Origin of the sequence: Yersinia proxima (assembly GCF_902170785.1) — a bacterium.
GTDB classification, from domain to species: domain Bacteria; phylum Pseudomonadota; class Gammaproteobacteria; order Enterobacterales; family Enterobacteriaceae; genus Yersinia; species Yersinia proxima.
Map to the genome: position 1 here is coordinate 358,038 of NZ_CABHYG010000016.1, position 15,191 is coordinate 373,228.

The window sequence follows — 15,191 nt, forward strand, 5'->3', positions numbered from 1 at the left end:
TAAAGGCAACCTGCCCTAGCGGGAGATTTATGCGCATTATTCATACCTCTGACTGGCATTTGGGCCAGCATTTCTTTACCAAAAGTCGTGCGGCTGAACATCAGGCATTCCTGCACTGGCTTATAGAACAGATCAAAGAAAATCAGGTAGATGCGCTGATTGTGGCCGGTGATATTTTTGATACCGGCTCCCCACCCAGCTATGCACGTGAGCTATATAACCGTTTCGTGGTTGAACTGCAACCGACAAACTGCCAGTTGGTTGTTTTGGGGGGCAACCATGATTCAGTATCAACGCTGAATGAATCTCGCGGCTTGCTTTCTTATTTGAATACCACAGTTATTTCCTGTGCCAGCAGCAATCTGGATCAACAGGTTATTATTTTGAAAGACCGCCAAAATCACCCTGCGGCGCTGCTGTGCGCGATTCCCTTTTTACGTCCACGGGATCTAGTCACCAGTCAGGCGGGTGAATCCGGTGGTCAGAAGCAACTGGCGTTGCAGGAGGCGATTGCTGCCCACTATCAGGCGCTCTATCAGCGAGCCGTCGAGCTGCGTACCGAGTTAGGCCTGCCCTTGCCGATTATTGCTACCGGACATTTAACTACGGTGGGTGTCACTACCTCGGACTCGGTTCGTGATATTTACATCGGCACATTGGATGCTTTTCCGGCTCACGCTTTCCCTCCGGCAGATTATATTGCTCTGGGCCATATTCACCGTGCTCAGCAAGTGGCAAAAACCGAACATATCCGTTATAGCGGCTCGCCAATTGCACTGAGTTTTGATGAGTTGAGCAAAGAGAAAAGTGTTTATCTGGTGGAGTTTACCCAGCAGACATTAGCCTCAGTGACCCCGCTCTTCATCCCACAATTTCAGCCAATGCAATTAATCAAAGGCGACTTAGCGCAAATAGAGCAACAGTTGGCTAAATTTGCCGACCACCAGGGGTTACCGGTGTGGCTGGATATCGAAGTTGCCACACAAGATTATCTTACTGATATTCAAAGGCGAATTCAGGCATTAGCCGCAGAACTCCCCGTTGAGGTGGTGCTCTTACGCCGTAGCAAAGAGCAGCGTAATAACAGTATTGAGCGGCAGGAAAAGGAAACACTTAATGAACTGAGTGTCACTGATGTATTTGAACGCCGGCTGGCGCTAGAGGCGGATTTAGCCGAACCACGCCAAGAGCGCATGCGACAGATGTTTAATCTGGTGGTTGAAGATATCACGCAAGGTAAAGATGCCGCAGAGGAGCAATCTGCATGAGAATTTTAAGTCTACGGCTGAAAAACATTAATTCTCTACAGGGTGAATGGAAGATAGATTTCACCGCCGAACCTTTTGCCAGCAACGGTTTATTCGCGATAACCGGCCCGACTGGGGCAGGGAAAACCACTCTGCTCGATGCTATTTGTCTCGCGTTATACCACCAAACCCCGCGTTTGAATGTCACCCCCAGCCACAACGAACTGATGACTCGCCACACGGCGGAGTCACTGGCTGAAGTCGAGTTTGAAGTAAAAGGAACGCGTTACCGTGCTTTCTGGAGCCAGCGGCGTGCTAAAAACAGCCCGAAAGGGAATCTCCAGGCACCTAAAGTCGAGCTGGCATTGTGCGAAAATGGCAAGATTCTGGCCGATAAAGTACGCGATAAACTCGATATGGTTGCGGCGATTACCGGGCTGGATTTTGGCCGTTTTACCAAATCAATGATGCTGTCGCAGGGGCAATTTGCTGCTTTTCTCAATGCAGACGCCAATGACCGCGCGGAATTATTGGAAGAATTAACTGGCACGGACATCTATGGTCGGCTATCTGAATATGTATTTGAGCAACATAAGCAAGCCAAGATCGCACTGGATGCATTGCATCAACGCGCCAGCGGTATTGAGTTACTAAATGAAGAACAGCGTGCAGTTCTGACGCAACAATTAGATGAACTCAGTGAACAAGAAAAGCAAGTTACCTCTGAGCAACAGGTCAATCAAAAGCAAATAAACTGGCTCATCGGTTGGCAGCAACAACAACAAAATGTATTGGAATATCAACAAAAACAGAAAATAATTGAGCAAGAATATCAACAAGCGCAACCCGAACTGCAACGGTTGGCCCGTAGTGAACCGGCAGAAAAGTTGCAACCTTTACTGCGCGACTGTTCCCGTAGCCTACAGGACTTGCAGCAGATACAACTGCGCATTACCACGCTGACACAGCAGCAACAACAACTTCAGACACAACTGACGCCATTGGCTCAGGCGCTGGAACAAGCCAATCTTGCCCGCCAACAACACGCGGCTAATCAGCATGAACAAGAAACACTGATCGAGCAAAAAGTCATTCCGCTGGATAACCTTATTGCTCAACAGCAGCACTCATTAATGCTGATTGGTACACAACTGGAACAATTGCGCGCCAAAGAACAGCAAGGTAAACAACAGCTTAAGCTGAACGAACAACAGCTAAAACAAACTCACCAGCGCCTGCAACAACTGACTGAGTACACCCAGCAGCATACTCACCATAAACACTGGGAAAAAAACCTGCCTTTGTGGCGTGAACAGTTCCGTCAACTACAAGTGCAGCAGCAACAATCCGTTGAAAGTGAGCTGCAGTTGCAGCAACAAGTCACGTTACTCGCGACCTTACAACAGCAAATTGACACCCTGAATGAACAAGATAAGCTGCAACAAGTGGCCTTAATACAAGCTCACTCGCAGACCGATAATATTCAGCATCAATTGTCAGCCCTTGAGCAACAACAACCTTCTGCGCAGTTACGTCAACAACTGAGCGAATTGCAGCAACAACGGCCTGTGCGTCAGCAATTAGCGGCATTATCACCATTGGTGCAGCAAGTTCAGGCATTGCATGATAAACAGCAACAGCTGTTTATTAGCCAGCAGCAACAGCTAAAACTGCTTGAGCAACAATTAGCTGAAAAACGTCAGTTATATAAACAACAAAAACAGCATCTAACTGATCTGGAAACTTTGCATGAGCGCGAAAAACAAATCGTCCGATTAGAATCGGAAAGAGCCAAATTGCAACCAGGAGAAGCATGCCCATTATGCGGTGCATTGGATCACCCGGCGATTACCGAGTATCAGGCCGTAAACCCCTCAGAAACGGCGGTGCGAGTAGAAGAACTGCGGCTTCAGGTTGAGCAACTTTTCACGGCGGGAACAGAATTACGTACTCAGGTTACAAGTATGCAGCAACAACAGTTGCGTCTGGAGCAAGAGTTACAGCACAGCCAGCAGCAACTGACTGATTATCACCAGCAATGGCATGCACTGACACAACCACTAACGCTAACATTTGCGTTGAATGAACCTGAGGCCTTAATAACCTGGTTGGAACAACAAGAACAATCAGAGCAAGCCTGTCAGCTAAAACTGGCTGAATATGAAAAAATTAATCAGCAATATCAACAAGCCAAAGATATTCTGACTCAAGCAGAACAGCAGCAGCAAAAACATCAGCAGCAATTAGCCCTAATTAGTCAGCGACAACAAGATGCCGGACAAGCGCACCAAAAGTTACATGTACAGTATCAACACCAACTGGTTGAATTGGCAAAAACACGCCAAGACTTAAGCCATACTCTGGCTGAATTATCGCTATCAATGCCTGAAGCAGACCAACAACAGAGCTGGCTGGCACTGCGAGAAGAGGAAAATCAGCGCTGGCACCAGTATCTGCAGGAACAACAACAGTTGGCTCTAGGGCAAAAAACGCTGGAAACGCAGATTGAAAATGAACGTCGCCACTTGCAAGAATGCATTGATCAGTTATCTGCACTCACGCAACAACATCAACTGGCCGAAACGCTGTTGCAGCAACAAAAGCAACAACGCGAGGCGCTATTTGGTGACCGCAGTGTGGTTGAAGCCCGCCAGTTATTACGCCAACAGCAGCAGCAAGACGAACTGACTCAACAAAACGCAGCACAAGCCCTGCAACAGACACAATCGCAACTCAACTTGCTATCCGGCGAACTGGCGGGGCTAGAACAGCAGCGCAACCAAAATCAACAACGAGCTACCGCGGCCCAAGCTGAATTACAACAAGCACTGGTGAACAGTGAATTCGATGATGAAGCCGCATTAACCGCCGCACTGCTGAGTGAAGAAGAAAGGCAGCGTTTGCAGCGATTGCAACAACAGCTGAGTGAGCGCCAGCAACAAGCCAATATCCGTCACCAACAAGCCAGTGAAGCATTGGCTCAACTGATACAATCTTGCCCTGATGGTGTCGATCAAACATCTGAATTGGCGGTATTACAGCGGCAATCAGAACAATTACTGGCACAACTGAAAGCCAATACCTTACGGCAAGGTGAATTGCGCAATCAGTTGGAAAACGACAGGGTTCGCCGTCGCAACCAGCATGCACTGTTTGAGCAAATTGAACATAGTCAGCAACAATACGATGACTGGAGCTATCTCAATCACTTAATTGGTTCGAAAGAAGGGGATAAATTCCGCAAATTTGCACAAGGTCTGACACTCGATCATTTAGTCTATTTGGCCAACAAGCAACTCAGCCGTCTACATGGGCGCTATCAGTTACAGCGTAAAACCAGTGATGCGCTGGAACTGCAAGTGGTGGATACCTGGCAAGCGGATGCTATCCGTGACACCCGAACTTTGTCAGGGGGGGAAAGTTTCCTGGTCAGCTTAGCTCTGGCTTTGGCACTATCAGATCTCGTCAGCCATAAAACCAGTATTGACTCACTATTCCTCGATGAAGGCTTTGGCACATTGGATGCGGAAACTCTGGATATTGCACTGGATGCCCTTGATAGCCTGAATGCATCGGGTAAAACCATTGGCGTGATCAGCCATGTCGAGGCGATGAAAGACAGAATCCCAGTGCAAATTAAAGTGAAAAAAGTCAACGGATTGGGTGTTAGCCGCTTAGATAACATCTTCCGAGTCAATCAAGACTAAGCATTTAGAGTTACAGCAAGTGAGCAAATCCCGATGAACTTATTTATAACTAAGATCAAATATAAGTAAGTGATTCGGGTGCGCGAGCACAGCTAACAACGCTGTGGCGTTAAGGACGAAGGGCAGGCCACAACCAAGCGGCCCCGCGCACCCCACTAGAGTCCCCATGCACAGCTTTGCGAATCGGAGTTTCACATTCACCACCAAATACCCAAGGGCTAATTAACGCAGGTAATGTTTTATACAATCGATCAACATTGCTCATCCCGCCACCTAATACCACAACATCAGGGTCAAACAGGTTGATAACATGGGCTAATGACTTGGCCAAGCGGCGCTCGTAATTGACCATCACCTGCTCAGCCAACACATCACCTTGTTCAACTAACGCCATAATCTCATGGCCCTTAAGTGGCTGACCACTCAGGCGAAAATAATCCGTAGCAAAACCTGTTCCAGAGACAAAGGTCTCAATACAGCCTGATTTTCCGCAATAACAAGCCACTTCCTGTTGATATTTGCGCTCCTCATCATCCTGCCACGGTAATGGGTTATGCCCCCACTCGCCGGCGATACCATTGCCGCCAGCATGTACACGCCCATCAATGGCAATACCTGAACCACAACCCGTACCAATAATGACCGCAAATACCAAATGCTTTCCAGCACCTGCACCATCCGTTGCCTCCGATACTGCAAGGCAATTTGCGTCATTCGCCAGACGCACCGGGCGAGAGAGTAGCGTTGACAGGTCTTTATCCAGCGCTTGTCCATTCAGCCAAACTGAATTGGCATTTTTCACCTTTCCGGTGAAAGGAGAAAGTGTCCCTGGGATACCCACGCCAACACTGCCCTGCTCCCCAGTAACCTTTTCTGCATCGGCAACTAATGCCGCAATCGCCTGTAAGGTTTTTTGATAATCATGACGCGGGGTGTCGACCCTTTTACGAAAAAGCTCCAGCCCATCATTTGCTAAAGCAATAACTTCTATTTTGGTGCCACCCAGATCTATACCAATGCGCATAGCGCCTTACCTCATCGACAGGATTATTTAATGATAATAAAAACAGCTCCTTTTAGTTTGGACAATACCTTGCTACGACACAATCTCTGTCACGCGCAATTTTGCGTTTTGTCGTATTTGAATCCTGTGAGATATGAATCAGCTTCAGTGAGTTACCCCGCAGCACTGTTTTTTTCTTATTCTTTTACTAGGGGTCAACGCCTCAATTCGTTATCATGCCGCCCTGCGTTTGATTAACTCGCGCGCTCCAGGCGCGCCCGAGCCAGGGATAACACTATGCTGTGGTTTAAGAATTTAATGGTTTACCGTTTGAGCCGGGAAGTTTCGCTGTCTGCGGATGAAATGGAGAAACAGTTAAGTGCCTTCAGTTTCACACCATGTGGCAGTCAGGATATGGCAAAAACCGGTTGGGTATCACCGATGGGTTCACACAGCGATGCCTTAACCCATACGGTTAATGGCCAAATCGTCATTTGTGCGCGCAAAGAAGAGAAAATCTTGCCATCTCCGGTCATTAAGCAAGAGTTGCAAGCCAAAATTGAACGGTTGGAAGGTGAACAACATCGCAAGCTGAAGAAAACTGAAAAAGACTCATTAAAAGATGAGGTTTTGCACAGTTTATTGCCACGTGCATTTAGCCGTTTTAACCAAACTTTCTTATGGATTGATACCGTCAATGACCTGATTATGGTCGATGCGGCCAGTGCCAAGCGTGCTGAAGATACCCTGGCATTACTGCGTAAAAGCCTGGGCTCTTTACCGGTCGTTCCACTGACGTTAGAAAATCCGATTGAACTGACTTTAACTGAGTGGGTTCGTAGCAAAGAATTACCGTCAGGCTTTGCACTGATGGATGAAGCTGAATTGAAAGCTATTCTGGAAGATGGTGGCGTGATCCGTTGTAAGAAACAGGATCTGTTCAGTGATGAAATCGCGGTGCATATAGAAGCGGGTAAATTGGTGACTAAGCTGGCGCTGGATTGGCAAGAGCGTGTTCAACTCGTTCTGTCCGATGATGGCTCGCTAAAACGCCTCAAATTCTCTGACACTCTACGTGAACAAAACGAAGATATTGATCGGGAAGATTTTGCTCAACGTTTTGATGCCGATTTTATTCTGATGACCAGCGAGTTGGCTGCTCTGATTAAAAATCTGATTGAAGCCTTGGGTGGCGAAGCCCAACACTAATATCGCCGTAGCTTTAAGCGCCAAATATATAAGCCCTCTCCACATTTGAGAGGGCAAATTCAAAGAATAAATTAACTCAAGTATTTACACAGATACGAAGATGCTTCAGCCACTTGCAGGTTAAATTCACTGTTTGCGGGGACATAGAAAGTTTCACCGGGATTGAAAACTTCCCAGCCGGATGAACCAGGGATCAATACTTTTAAGCTACCGGTGATTACCGTCATCTCTTCCGGTTTAGCGGTACTAAAGGTGTACTCGCCCTTTTCCATCACCCCAACGCTAGCCTGTCCAATGCTGTCACTGTCAAAACCAATAGATTTCACTTTCCCGGTAAAATACTCATTAAATTTCAGCATAGTTTTGCACCCGCGTCTTAATCAAAATTGAGCTTTCATATTAGAGTCACTATAAATGGTCTGTCACTGATTATTATGGCGAAATGGGATCATAACCGGATTCACTGCTGTGGTTGCGGAGAAAGCATACGATTTAGCGACCAGAAAACACCTTCACAGCATAGGGTGAAGGTTCATAGTACGAAAACGAGGTGATATTAAAGATTGCGGAGAATGTACAGCGCCAGCGAAGTTTCAAACACCACAATTGATATTGACCAAAATGCTGGCATAAAATTAGTGTGTTGATGGATAAAGCATTTGAAGGTTTTCATCGGCCCGCCTTGGTGGCCTTGCCATAAGAGGCATTAATCGACGCAAGTAATTTACGTCAAAATGATTACGTAGGTGATAATTGTACTCTTCGTATAATTAACAGGCAATCAGATAGGCGAGCGATTCATTTCATAAAGCACATATCTTACAAATTAGACCGGTTGGCTATTTCACTTTCTCATCAGCCAGCATGTGCAAAATCTGCTCAACAACCTCTTCTGGTGGTTGAGTGGCATCCAGCACATGATGAGCAACCTCTTGATAGAGCGGTTCCCGACTGGCTAACACATCCAGCATTTCTTCAACAATCGGTTTGCCAGTCAAACTTGGTCGCTGGGCATTTTCCGGATCTTCCGCCAATCGTTCTGCCAACACATTCGCTGATGCGCGTAAATAAATGACCACCCCGTGCTGGCGCATAAATGTACGGTTATCATGGGATAACACCGCACCACCACCGGTAGCTACCACTGTTTTAGGCGCGGTTACGGTCTGTAGGGCCATACTTTCTCGCAGACGGAAACCATCCCACCCCTCGCGGGCAACAATTTCGGCTACACTCGACTGCAAAGTTTGCTGCATAAACAAATCTGTATCAATAAAGCGATATCCCAACGCCTGTGCCAACGCTTTCCCTATTGTTGTCTTACCTGCACCGCGCGCGCCGACCATAAAGATAGTCTGTGTCATTACTTGAAAGTCCTTTCGCATCCGCTTTTAAGGATAAATTCTCGACATCAAAAAACCGGCCACGATTATTCGCCGGTCAAACTGGATTAACACTCAGCCCTACGCTGTAGGTGCAAATAATACCTATAATTGAGGGTAGTGCAAACTTTACAATTTTGTAAAACTAACTATACAGCTAATAGATAGCCTATTGTACTATCACCCGATGTACATTAATTTGCACATCGGGTGATAACCGGAATTAGAAATCAACACTGGCGCGTAAAACAAACTGCCGAGGCTCACCGACAGCAACGCGCAAATTACCGCCACTTGATGGGTAATAGGTTTTATCAAAGAAGTTTTTCACATTCAGTTGCCATTTCACCCGATAATTATTTATCGGTAATGAATAGGAAATAAAGGCATCAGCCACCGTGTAATCATCTAAGGTAAAACTGTTGGCCGCATCACCGGCTCGCCGCCCAACATAGCGTGCACCCGCACCAATTCGTAAGTCATCGCCGCCTTGCCAACCAGTCGATCCCAATGCTTGCGTCAGAAATACAGAGGCACTATTACGGGCCACATTAGTCATCTGATTTCCTTTATTATCAGGATCTTCTGTAACTCTGGCATCAGTATAAGCATAAGTGGCAATCGCACTTAAATTATCGGTCAATTGCCCTGCGACATCTAACTCAACCCCCTGCGAACGCACCTGACCCGCAGTCCGAGTCACGGTTTCTCCATTAACTAACTCATTGACCATGACATTACGTTTTGCAATATCAAACAGTGCCAAAGTCCCCGTCACTCCATTGACTAATTCTACTTTGCTGCCGATCTCCCAAGACTTTCCTTGTTCCGGCGGCAGCGAATCAATCTGGGTGGCGATAGATGAATTAGGTTTGAAAGACTCACTGTAACTACCATATAAAGAGACTTCTGGCGTCAGCTTATAAACCACTCCCGCACGGGGAACTAACTTACTGTCAGAGCTATCAGTATTAGTAATGAAAGGCCGGCCTTTCCCCGCAAAAACATCAAAGCGATCGTAACGTAAACCTGCCAGTACAATCCATTTATCGGTTAACTCAATGGAATCTTGCATAAACCAGCCATAGCTTTTCAGGTTTTCACGCTGGTCACTGTCTTTAGCGCTAACAGCCGTTGAAGGTGGCATCAAACCGTATACGGGATCATAGATATTAAAGTTTGAGTTCTTTTTACCGCGAATCATATCGCCACGATATGTACGGTTATCTTCGTAATCAAAACCAAACAGCATCTGATGACCCATGCCGCCCAAATCAAGATCACCATTGAGCGTCATCTGCACGGCCTGAGCGCGGCTAACCGCACTGGCAGTGGCGTCGGCCTGACGACTCAATACGCCGGTAATGGGGTCAAGTAATAAAGCCCGGGCCTGATTATCACTATAACGATTGCGGTTATAGGCGTAGGTCAGAGAACTTTTCCAATTATCATTCAGCACCTGATCAATTTGCAGCGTGATATTGTCCTGATCTCCACGAGTGGCGTTATAGGCTTCATCAAAACGGCGGTCACGCGGAGTATCTACCGGTTTCCCTGTACGGCTATCAATAATAGTGCCGCGATCAAAGGGGGTGAGATACTCCATATGTTCGTAAGCCACACGCACCGTGGTTGTCTCACCAAACCACATCACTGATGGTGCAACGACCGTTTGACGATTGCGGCCAAAGTTGCGCCAATAATCTGTTTCATCGTGATCGACAATCATCCGATAAGCAAAACCAGATTGCCCCAATGGGCCGGTGACATCCAACTGCCCACCACCGCCTTTAAAACTGCTGCCCCACCCTTCGATATGTGTTTGCTGCACTAACTGTGGTTTCTTGGTAATCATATTGATCACCCCACCCGGCTCCCCCATGCCATATAACATTGAGGCAGGGCCTTTCAGCACTTCAACTCGCTCAGTGGTGGGAGTGAAATTACGTGCCTGCGCTGAACGCACGCCGTCGCGCAAGATGGAGCCATCACGGTTATCACCAAACCCACGTTTGATAAGTGCATCTTGCGTTCCACCCAATGTATTCGATTGAGTAATACCGCTGACGTTATACAGTGCCTCATCAATGTTTCTTGCTGCCTGGTCACGTAATACTTGCCGCGGAACCACGTTAACCGCCTGCGGCACATTCAGCAGGTTGGTTTCAGTGCGCGTCCCGGTAACACTAGTGGTTGGCTGATAGCTTTGTGTATCAGTTTCACGTTGCTGACCAATCACCACTATTTTGGTTTTTTCTTCACTATTTTTAGTCGCTGTTTGAGGATCAGCAGCTTGGACGGCTGGCCCCATGACAAGCAGGGGTAGGCTGCACCAGTACAGATGCTGGCGCTTAATTATTTTCATTTTCTAACTGACTCCAATAAATCCCTGAGAAAGGTAACGGCAAAAATTGTTGATATAATTGTTGGAAAGTTTGTTGCGGATTGATATCGGCAAAGAGGTCTGGATAGAAGGCCTTAGCAAACATTTCTACTGCCACGACGTGGTAGGGGCTAAGGTAAAAATTATGCCAGATACTGTAGGCTCGCCCCTGTGTTACCGCATTAAGGTGAGAGAGGATCGGTTGCTCTGATAGCACTTTTTGGAAACTGTGTTGCGCCTGCTCAGCATTAACCAACGGCCCTAATTGTAAACTTGAGAAGCGTTTTCCGGTCGGGCCTGCCATGCCAGTTGCAATATAAATATCGGGATTGGCTTGCAGCACATTTTCTGGATTCAGCTCACCATAAACAGTATTAATACGAGAAACGGCGATATTATCGCCCCCAGCGAAAGCAATCAGGTCACCAAGATTGCCTTTGGAGGCTGTGGTACAACAACTTTCGCGTCGCCCAAGATGCAAATGCAGCATAACTGTCGGCTTTCGCCCTTGATAATTGGCGAGACGCTGCTGGATAAGCTGCATATGCTGTTGATAAAAATTGATAAATTGCTCAGCACGGGCTTGGCGATTAAGCACCTCGCCTAAAAGTTTAATACTGGGAACGGTGTGTTTTAATAAATCGACCCGCAGATCCACATAGATAACCGGAATACCGGCTTTCGTCAGGCCCGCAAGCGTCCCATCATCCCCCTCAGCACGGGCAAATCGCGGCAGAATAATCAGATCAGGTTGTAATTGGATTAAACGCTCAACATTTATCTGACGAATATTTCCACTGCCAATTATTGGAATCTTGGCGATTTCAGGGAATTTTTGGGTGTAAAGCTGCCAGCTTTGCGCATCAAAACGCTCAAGATCTGCGGGCCAACCAATAACACGTTGCGCAGGATTGCCGGGTTCTAATAACGCCAATGTATATAACATCCGGCTTTCACCCAGAATAATACGCTGCGGATTATCCGGTACGATGACCTGACGACCGAGAATATCGGTAACACTTTTTGCCTGGCTGGTGAGAGTGAAACTTAACAAGCAAAAAACCAATAGAATTTGAAAATAGCGCATGTACATCACATAATCCAAAAAAACAAGTGCGCATGGTAATCATTATCATTGATATTTTCAATCGTATTGGTTATAGCACAAAGATATGAGGGGTATAGCCAGGTTAAGCCTCTAACGAGGCTGACAAATATAGACTAAAGCTGGCGGGAAATTGCGAACTACCCGAATCTTTCTCCAGGTGAAATAGCGGGATAATAGAGGCTCAGAAAGGTGGCTGTACTGAAATAACACCAAAACGCCCTTGTTGGCTCGCAAACGTTGCTGAGCCTGCTGCAATATTCTGATACTTATCTTGGTTGGGATTGATAACAGTGGCAAACAGCAAAATACTACATCGTAATCTTGATCCAACTGTTCAGCAGAACGGAAAGCGACCTGCAAGCGCGGATCATTAATTTGATGCAATGAATGCACAAAGTGTGGCTGGATTTCGTAAGCCTGCAAACGCGAGCTCTCTGACATATGCGACAAAATACGCTTGGTTAGCACCCCATCTGCCGCCCCTAGCTCAGCAATATTAAGGTTTTTCTTCCAATCGACCTGATTCAACATCGCCTGACATAACCAAGGTGAGGAAGGGGCCAATGTACCAACGGTTCGTGGTGAGGCAATAAAACGCTGTAAATAAGAAAACTGACTTTTAAAATTACGCCGGACAGTGTTTAGCATAGCCGCTCCTCGGAAACCCGGATGGACTACAATAACACCTTATTTTCCTTAAGTTCTCATTAAGATTGCTCTAAGAGTTAACTATTTTTAGTCTATAAATAGAAGAAATTTGTCTTTATGAATACTTACAACACTAAAACAATCAAGCCCGATATAACAATAATTAGCAATTGTCATATCGAGCTTTTAATCAATACCAATACTGTGTCTAACTATTTCATTAACACTTATTGACGGTGAAAGATTAACGGTAAATTTCAGCACTGGCACTGTAATTGCTGGAATCACCAGGATTGCTAATACCAATGACTCGGTAGTGGCTGGCTCCATCAGCATCCGCTTTCGCATTCAGTGCTGATTCGACATCCGTCGGTGAGCCACTGACATTAGAAAGAGAAATAACCCCGATACTTTGCAATTTAGTCGCTTGTTCTGAACTGACTTCTTGCGCAGCCATGGTGGTAAATGATGCAGTAGCAATAAGTGCGGCTGCGATGACAGGTAATAGTTTCATAATATGCTCCAACTGACGGGTTATATGTAATGTCTTAGTGAGGTTAATTATGAACCCACCAATGCAAGGGGGCGTAATGCTGTGTAAAGAAGGTCAATCATTGTGAGGAGAATAAGGAGGAAATAAATTAATCTATGTCGCAGGAGAAAATGAATAAAAAATGGGACGCCGATATAATATACCGTCGCCCAGTTATATATATTTAGATACGCTTTGCAACAATCATCATTATATCACTGGTGAAAGAACCATCAGTTTGAATCTCATAATGATTAATTACACTATCGGATGCTGATTTTTGTAACTCACGGATGGCGGTAGCAAAATGTGCCGGTGTGCGCATTCGGGCAATCCAGCTACTAAACTCTAAATATAACCTATCAGAGATCACTTCATTAATGATCAATCCTGCCTCGGTAAATAGCGCCAACCATTCGCCCGGAGCGTAATTACGAACATGTGAGGTATCGCGTAAAACCTCCACAGTTTGCAGATAAATATCTAACACAGGGTGACCGGGTGAAACGACATCCATAAATATCACCTTGCCACCGGGGCGCAATACCCGCTTAACTTCGCGCAAAGCCTGGCCCACATCATGCCAGTGATGGGCTGAATAGCGGCTAATGACAATATCAAAACTCTGATCATCAAAGGGTAATGATTCAGCCAACCCTTGCTTTACTTCAATATTAGTCAATTTTTTATCCGCAGCGGCCTGGCTGACAACATCCAGCATTTGAGCTGAAAGATCATAAGAGACCACCAACTTTACCGCCGCAGCCGCGGTAAAACTGGCGTGCCCTGCGCCACAACCGAGATCAAGCAAACAGGCATCACCATGGGGTTGGAGCAGTGTCGCCAGGCGCTGTAAATCTTTACCTTGAGCATGAACTGCACTGGTTAAATAGGCATTTGCCTGATCACCAAACTGCCTTTCAACGGCATCTTTGTGGCTATTTTTTGTTGTCATTGTATCCCCATTTTATGATTTAACCATCTGATTTACTTTATCTATCTTATTACCTAAAAAGCGTTAGAATGTTTTTACGAATTGAATCTACTCTACCCAAGACTAAACAATCACAATAGCGCGTTTACATTAGGGAAACATCATGATCGTACTCAGAGAGATGCGTGCCGAGGAACTCAGCGACTATCGGAATTTATTTATTACCGAATATGCGCAAGATTTATCGTCCAACAGTGGTTATAGCAATGAACAGGCCGTCGCTCATGCCACACATAGCTTTGATAGCTATCTACCGGACGGTGTTGATAGCCCTGACGATCATTTGTATTGCATCGAAAATAAAATCAATATCGGCCAAAATAACCAACTGGTGGGCTACTTATGGTTCGGATTGGGTAAAAACGATAGCGCGGCTTTTATTAAAGATTTCTATGTTCTGCCACAGTGTCAGCGCAAAGGATATGGCTCGGCCTGTTTACAAGAATTGGAAAAATTGCTGGTGGCTCAAGATATATTTGAGATAAAGCTACGCGTTGCCGCGGATAACCCACAGGCGAAGAGACTATATGAGCAAATGGATTTTTTGGTGACGGGGTTTAATATGTCCAAATCATTGAAATAGAATGAAAAGTTCATCAGGCACTGAGCCTGCTGTTTTTCTGATAAATCAGTCTAACCGGTAGGTGGGTATTGGATTAAATCATTTTATCATCACCCATCTGTTGCAGTTGATCCTTGTAAGACTTCACTTTCTGGCGTTTCTTCATCCAAATAGAGAATGATACAACAAAAATCCCACCCGCCAAGGTTAATACACCTAACTCATGCTGATAAAACAGCATAATAACGAAATAGACAGCAGAGATAATTGCTACCCATTTAGCCGAATGACCAATAGAGCTTTTCTCATCAGTCAAACGGCGGATACTCTCTTCCTCACTGATCCCCATACTTAATCCTCCTTATTGTCCAGCTTATAATATTGGGGCAGTTGCATGATAATTCAACATATTTTTT

13 protein-coding genes are annotated in these 15,191 nt (G+C 45.9%); 4 read left to right on the forward strand and 9 right to left on the reverse strand.

Annotation, left to right across the window (positions count from 1 at the left end; all coding sequences use genetic code 11):
- The first annotated feature begins 29 nt into the window (after positions 1-29).
- Complete coding sequence (sbcD, locus tag FTB31_RS15420) at positions 30-1,268, forward strand: exonuclease subunit SbcD (RefSeq protein WP_077174553.1); 1,239 nt, start codon at positions 30-32, stop codon at positions 1,266-1,268.
- Positions 1,265-4,954: an AAA family ATPase gene (locus tag FTB31_RS15425; protein ID WP_227731526.1), complete on the forward strand. Its 3,690-nt coding sequence runs from the start codon at positions 1,265-1,267 to the stop codon at positions 4,952-4,954. Before sbcD ends, FTB31_RS15425 begins: the two co-directional genes overlap by 4 nt.
- Positions 4,955-5,063: 109 nt before the next feature.
- Here the strand turns inward: FTB31_RS15425 and mak are convergent, their stop codons facing one another.
- A complete protein-coding gene (gene mak, locus FTB31_RS15430) occupies positions 5,064-5,978 on the reverse strand; it encodes a fructokinase (RefSeq protein ID WP_227731527.1) in 915 nt (304 codons plus the stop codon).
- A 276-nt stretch (positions 5,979-6,254) separates the two neighbouring features.
- On the opposite strand from mak, the gene rdgC reads away from it, so the two are divergent.
- Complete coding sequence (rdgC, locus tag FTB31_RS15435; RefSeq protein ID WP_019081335.1) at positions 6,255-7,166, forward strand: recombination-associated protein RdgC; 912 nt, start codon at positions 6,255-6,257, stop codon at positions 7,164-7,166.
- Positions 7,167-7,237: 71 nt separating this feature from the next.
- Here the strand turns inward: rdgC and ppnP are convergent, their stop codons facing one another.
- From ppnP to FTB31_RS15470, 7 genes are all read right to left on the reverse strand, one after another.
- Positions 7,238-7,525 (reverse strand): pyrimidine/purine nucleoside phosphorylase, encoded by a 288-nt coding sequence (ppnP, locus tag FTB31_RS15440; RefSeq protein ID WP_005160560.1) that lies wholly within the window; start codon positions 7,523-7,525, stop codon positions 7,238-7,240.
- 480 nt (positions 7,526-8,005) lie between these two features.
- The gene (gene aroL, locus FTB31_RS15445; RefSeq protein WP_227731528.1) at positions 8,006-8,530 is read right to left on the reverse strand and encodes a shikimate kinase AroL; all 525 of its coding nucleotides are present in this window, start codon (positions 8,528-8,530) and stop codon (positions 8,006-8,008) included.
- A gap of 241 nt (positions 8,531-8,771) precedes the next feature.
- Positions 8,772-10,913 (reverse strand): TonB-dependent siderophore receptor, encoded by a 2,142-nt coding sequence (locus FTB31_RS15450; protein ID WP_227731529.1) that lies wholly within the window; start codon positions 10,911-10,913, stop codon positions 8,772-8,774.
- Positions 10,900-12,018 carry an ABC transporter substrate-binding protein gene (locus FTB31_RS15455; protein ID WP_077174613.1) on the reverse strand — a complete coding sequence of 373 codons (1,119 nt, stop codon included), beginning with the start codon at positions 12,016-12,018 and terminating at the stop codon, positions 10,900-10,902. The genes FTB31_RS15450 and FTB31_RS15455 overlap by 14 nt, the downstream gene beginning before the upstream one ends.
- A gap of 111 nt (positions 12,019-12,129) precedes the next feature.
- The gene (locus FTB31_RS15460; protein WP_050077305.1) at positions 12,130-12,687 is read right to left on the reverse strand and encodes a class I SAM-dependent methyltransferase; all 558 of its coding nucleotides are present in this window, start codon (positions 12,685-12,687) and stop codon (positions 12,130-12,132) included.
- A gap of 244 nt (positions 12,688-12,931) precedes the next feature.
- The gene (locus FTB31_RS15465; RefSeq protein ID WP_050077304.1) at positions 12,932-13,201 is read right to left on the reverse strand and encodes a YdgH/BhsA/McbA family protein; all 270 of its coding nucleotides are present in this window, start codon (positions 13,199-13,201) and stop codon (positions 12,932-12,934) included.
- Between the two features lie 202 nt (positions 13,202-13,403).
- Positions 13,404-14,174: a class I SAM-dependent methyltransferase gene (locus FTB31_RS15470; RefSeq protein ID WP_050077303.1), complete on the reverse strand. Its 771-nt coding sequence runs from the start codon at positions 14,172-14,174 to the stop codon at positions 13,404-13,406.
- Between the two features lie 142 nt (positions 14,175-14,316).
- Here FTB31_RS15470 and FTB31_RS15475 point away from each other — a divergent pair, with 142 nt between their 5' ends.
- Positions 14,317-14,796, forward strand: a complete 480-nt coding sequence (locus FTB31_RS15475; protein ID WP_050077302.1) for a GNAT family N-acetyltransferase — start codon at positions 14,317-14,319, stop codon at positions 14,794-14,796.
- A gap of 73 nt (positions 14,797-14,869) precedes the next feature.
- Here FTB31_RS15475 and FTB31_RS15480 read toward each other — a convergent pair whose 3' ends face one another.
- A complete protein-coding gene (locus tag FTB31_RS15480) occupies positions 14,870-15,124 on the reverse strand; it encodes a hypothetical protein (RefSeq protein WP_050077301.1) in 255 nt (84 codons plus the stop codon).
- Between the last annotated feature and the right edge of the window lie 67 nt (positions 15,125-15,191).

Excerpts from the sequence above, each read along its gene's own strand:
- sbcD (WP_077174553.1), top strand. The coding sequence starts at position 30 with ATGCGCATTATTCATACCTCTGACTGGCATTTGGGCCAGCATTTCTTT.
- FTB31_RS15425 (WP_227731526.1), top strand. The coding sequence starts at position 1,265 with ATGAGAATTTTAAGTCTACGGCTGAAAAACATTAATTCTCTACAGGGT.
- mak (WP_227731527.1), bottom strand. The coding sequence starts at position 5,978 with ATGCGCATTGGTATAGATCTGGGTGGCACCAAAATAGAAGTTATTGCT.
- rdgC (WP_019081335.1), top strand. The coding sequence starts at position 6,255 with ATGCTGTGGTTTAAGAATTTAATGGTTTACCGTTTGAGCCGGGAAGTT.
- ppnP (WP_005160560.1), bottom strand. The coding sequence starts at position 7,525 with ATGCTGAAATTTAATGAGTATTTTACCGGGAAAGTGAAATCTATTGGT.
- aroL (WP_227731528.1), bottom strand. The coding sequence starts at position 8,530 with ATGACACAGACTATCTTTATGGTCGGCGCGCGCGGTGCAGGTAAGACA.
- FTB31_RS15450 (WP_227731529.1), bottom strand. The coding sequence starts at position 10,913 with ATGAAAATAATTAAGCGCCAGCATCTGTACTGGTGCAGCCTACCCCTG.
- FTB31_RS15455 (WP_077174613.1), bottom strand. The coding sequence starts at position 12,018 with ATGCGCTATTTTCAAATTCTATTGGTTTTTTGCTTGTTAAGTTTCACT.
- FTB31_RS15460 (WP_050077305.1), bottom strand. The coding sequence starts at position 12,687 with ATGCTAAACACTGTCCGGCGTAATTTTAAAAGTCAGTTTTCTTATTTA.
- FTB31_RS15465 (WP_050077304.1), bottom strand. The coding sequence starts at position 13,201 with ATGAAACTATTACCTGTCATCGCAGCCGCACTTATTGCTACTGCATCA.
- FTB31_RS15470 (WP_050077303.1), bottom strand. The coding sequence starts at position 14,174 with ATGACAACAAAAAATAGCCACAAAGATGCCGTTGAAAGGCAGTTTGGT.
- FTB31_RS15475 (WP_050077302.1), top strand. The coding sequence starts at position 14,317 with ATGATCGTACTCAGAGAGATGCGTGCCGAGGAACTCAGCGACTATCGG.
- FTB31_RS15480 (WP_050077301.1), bottom strand. The coding sequence starts at position 15,124 with ATGGGGATCAGTGAGGAAGAGAGTATCCGCCGTTTGACTGATGAGAAA.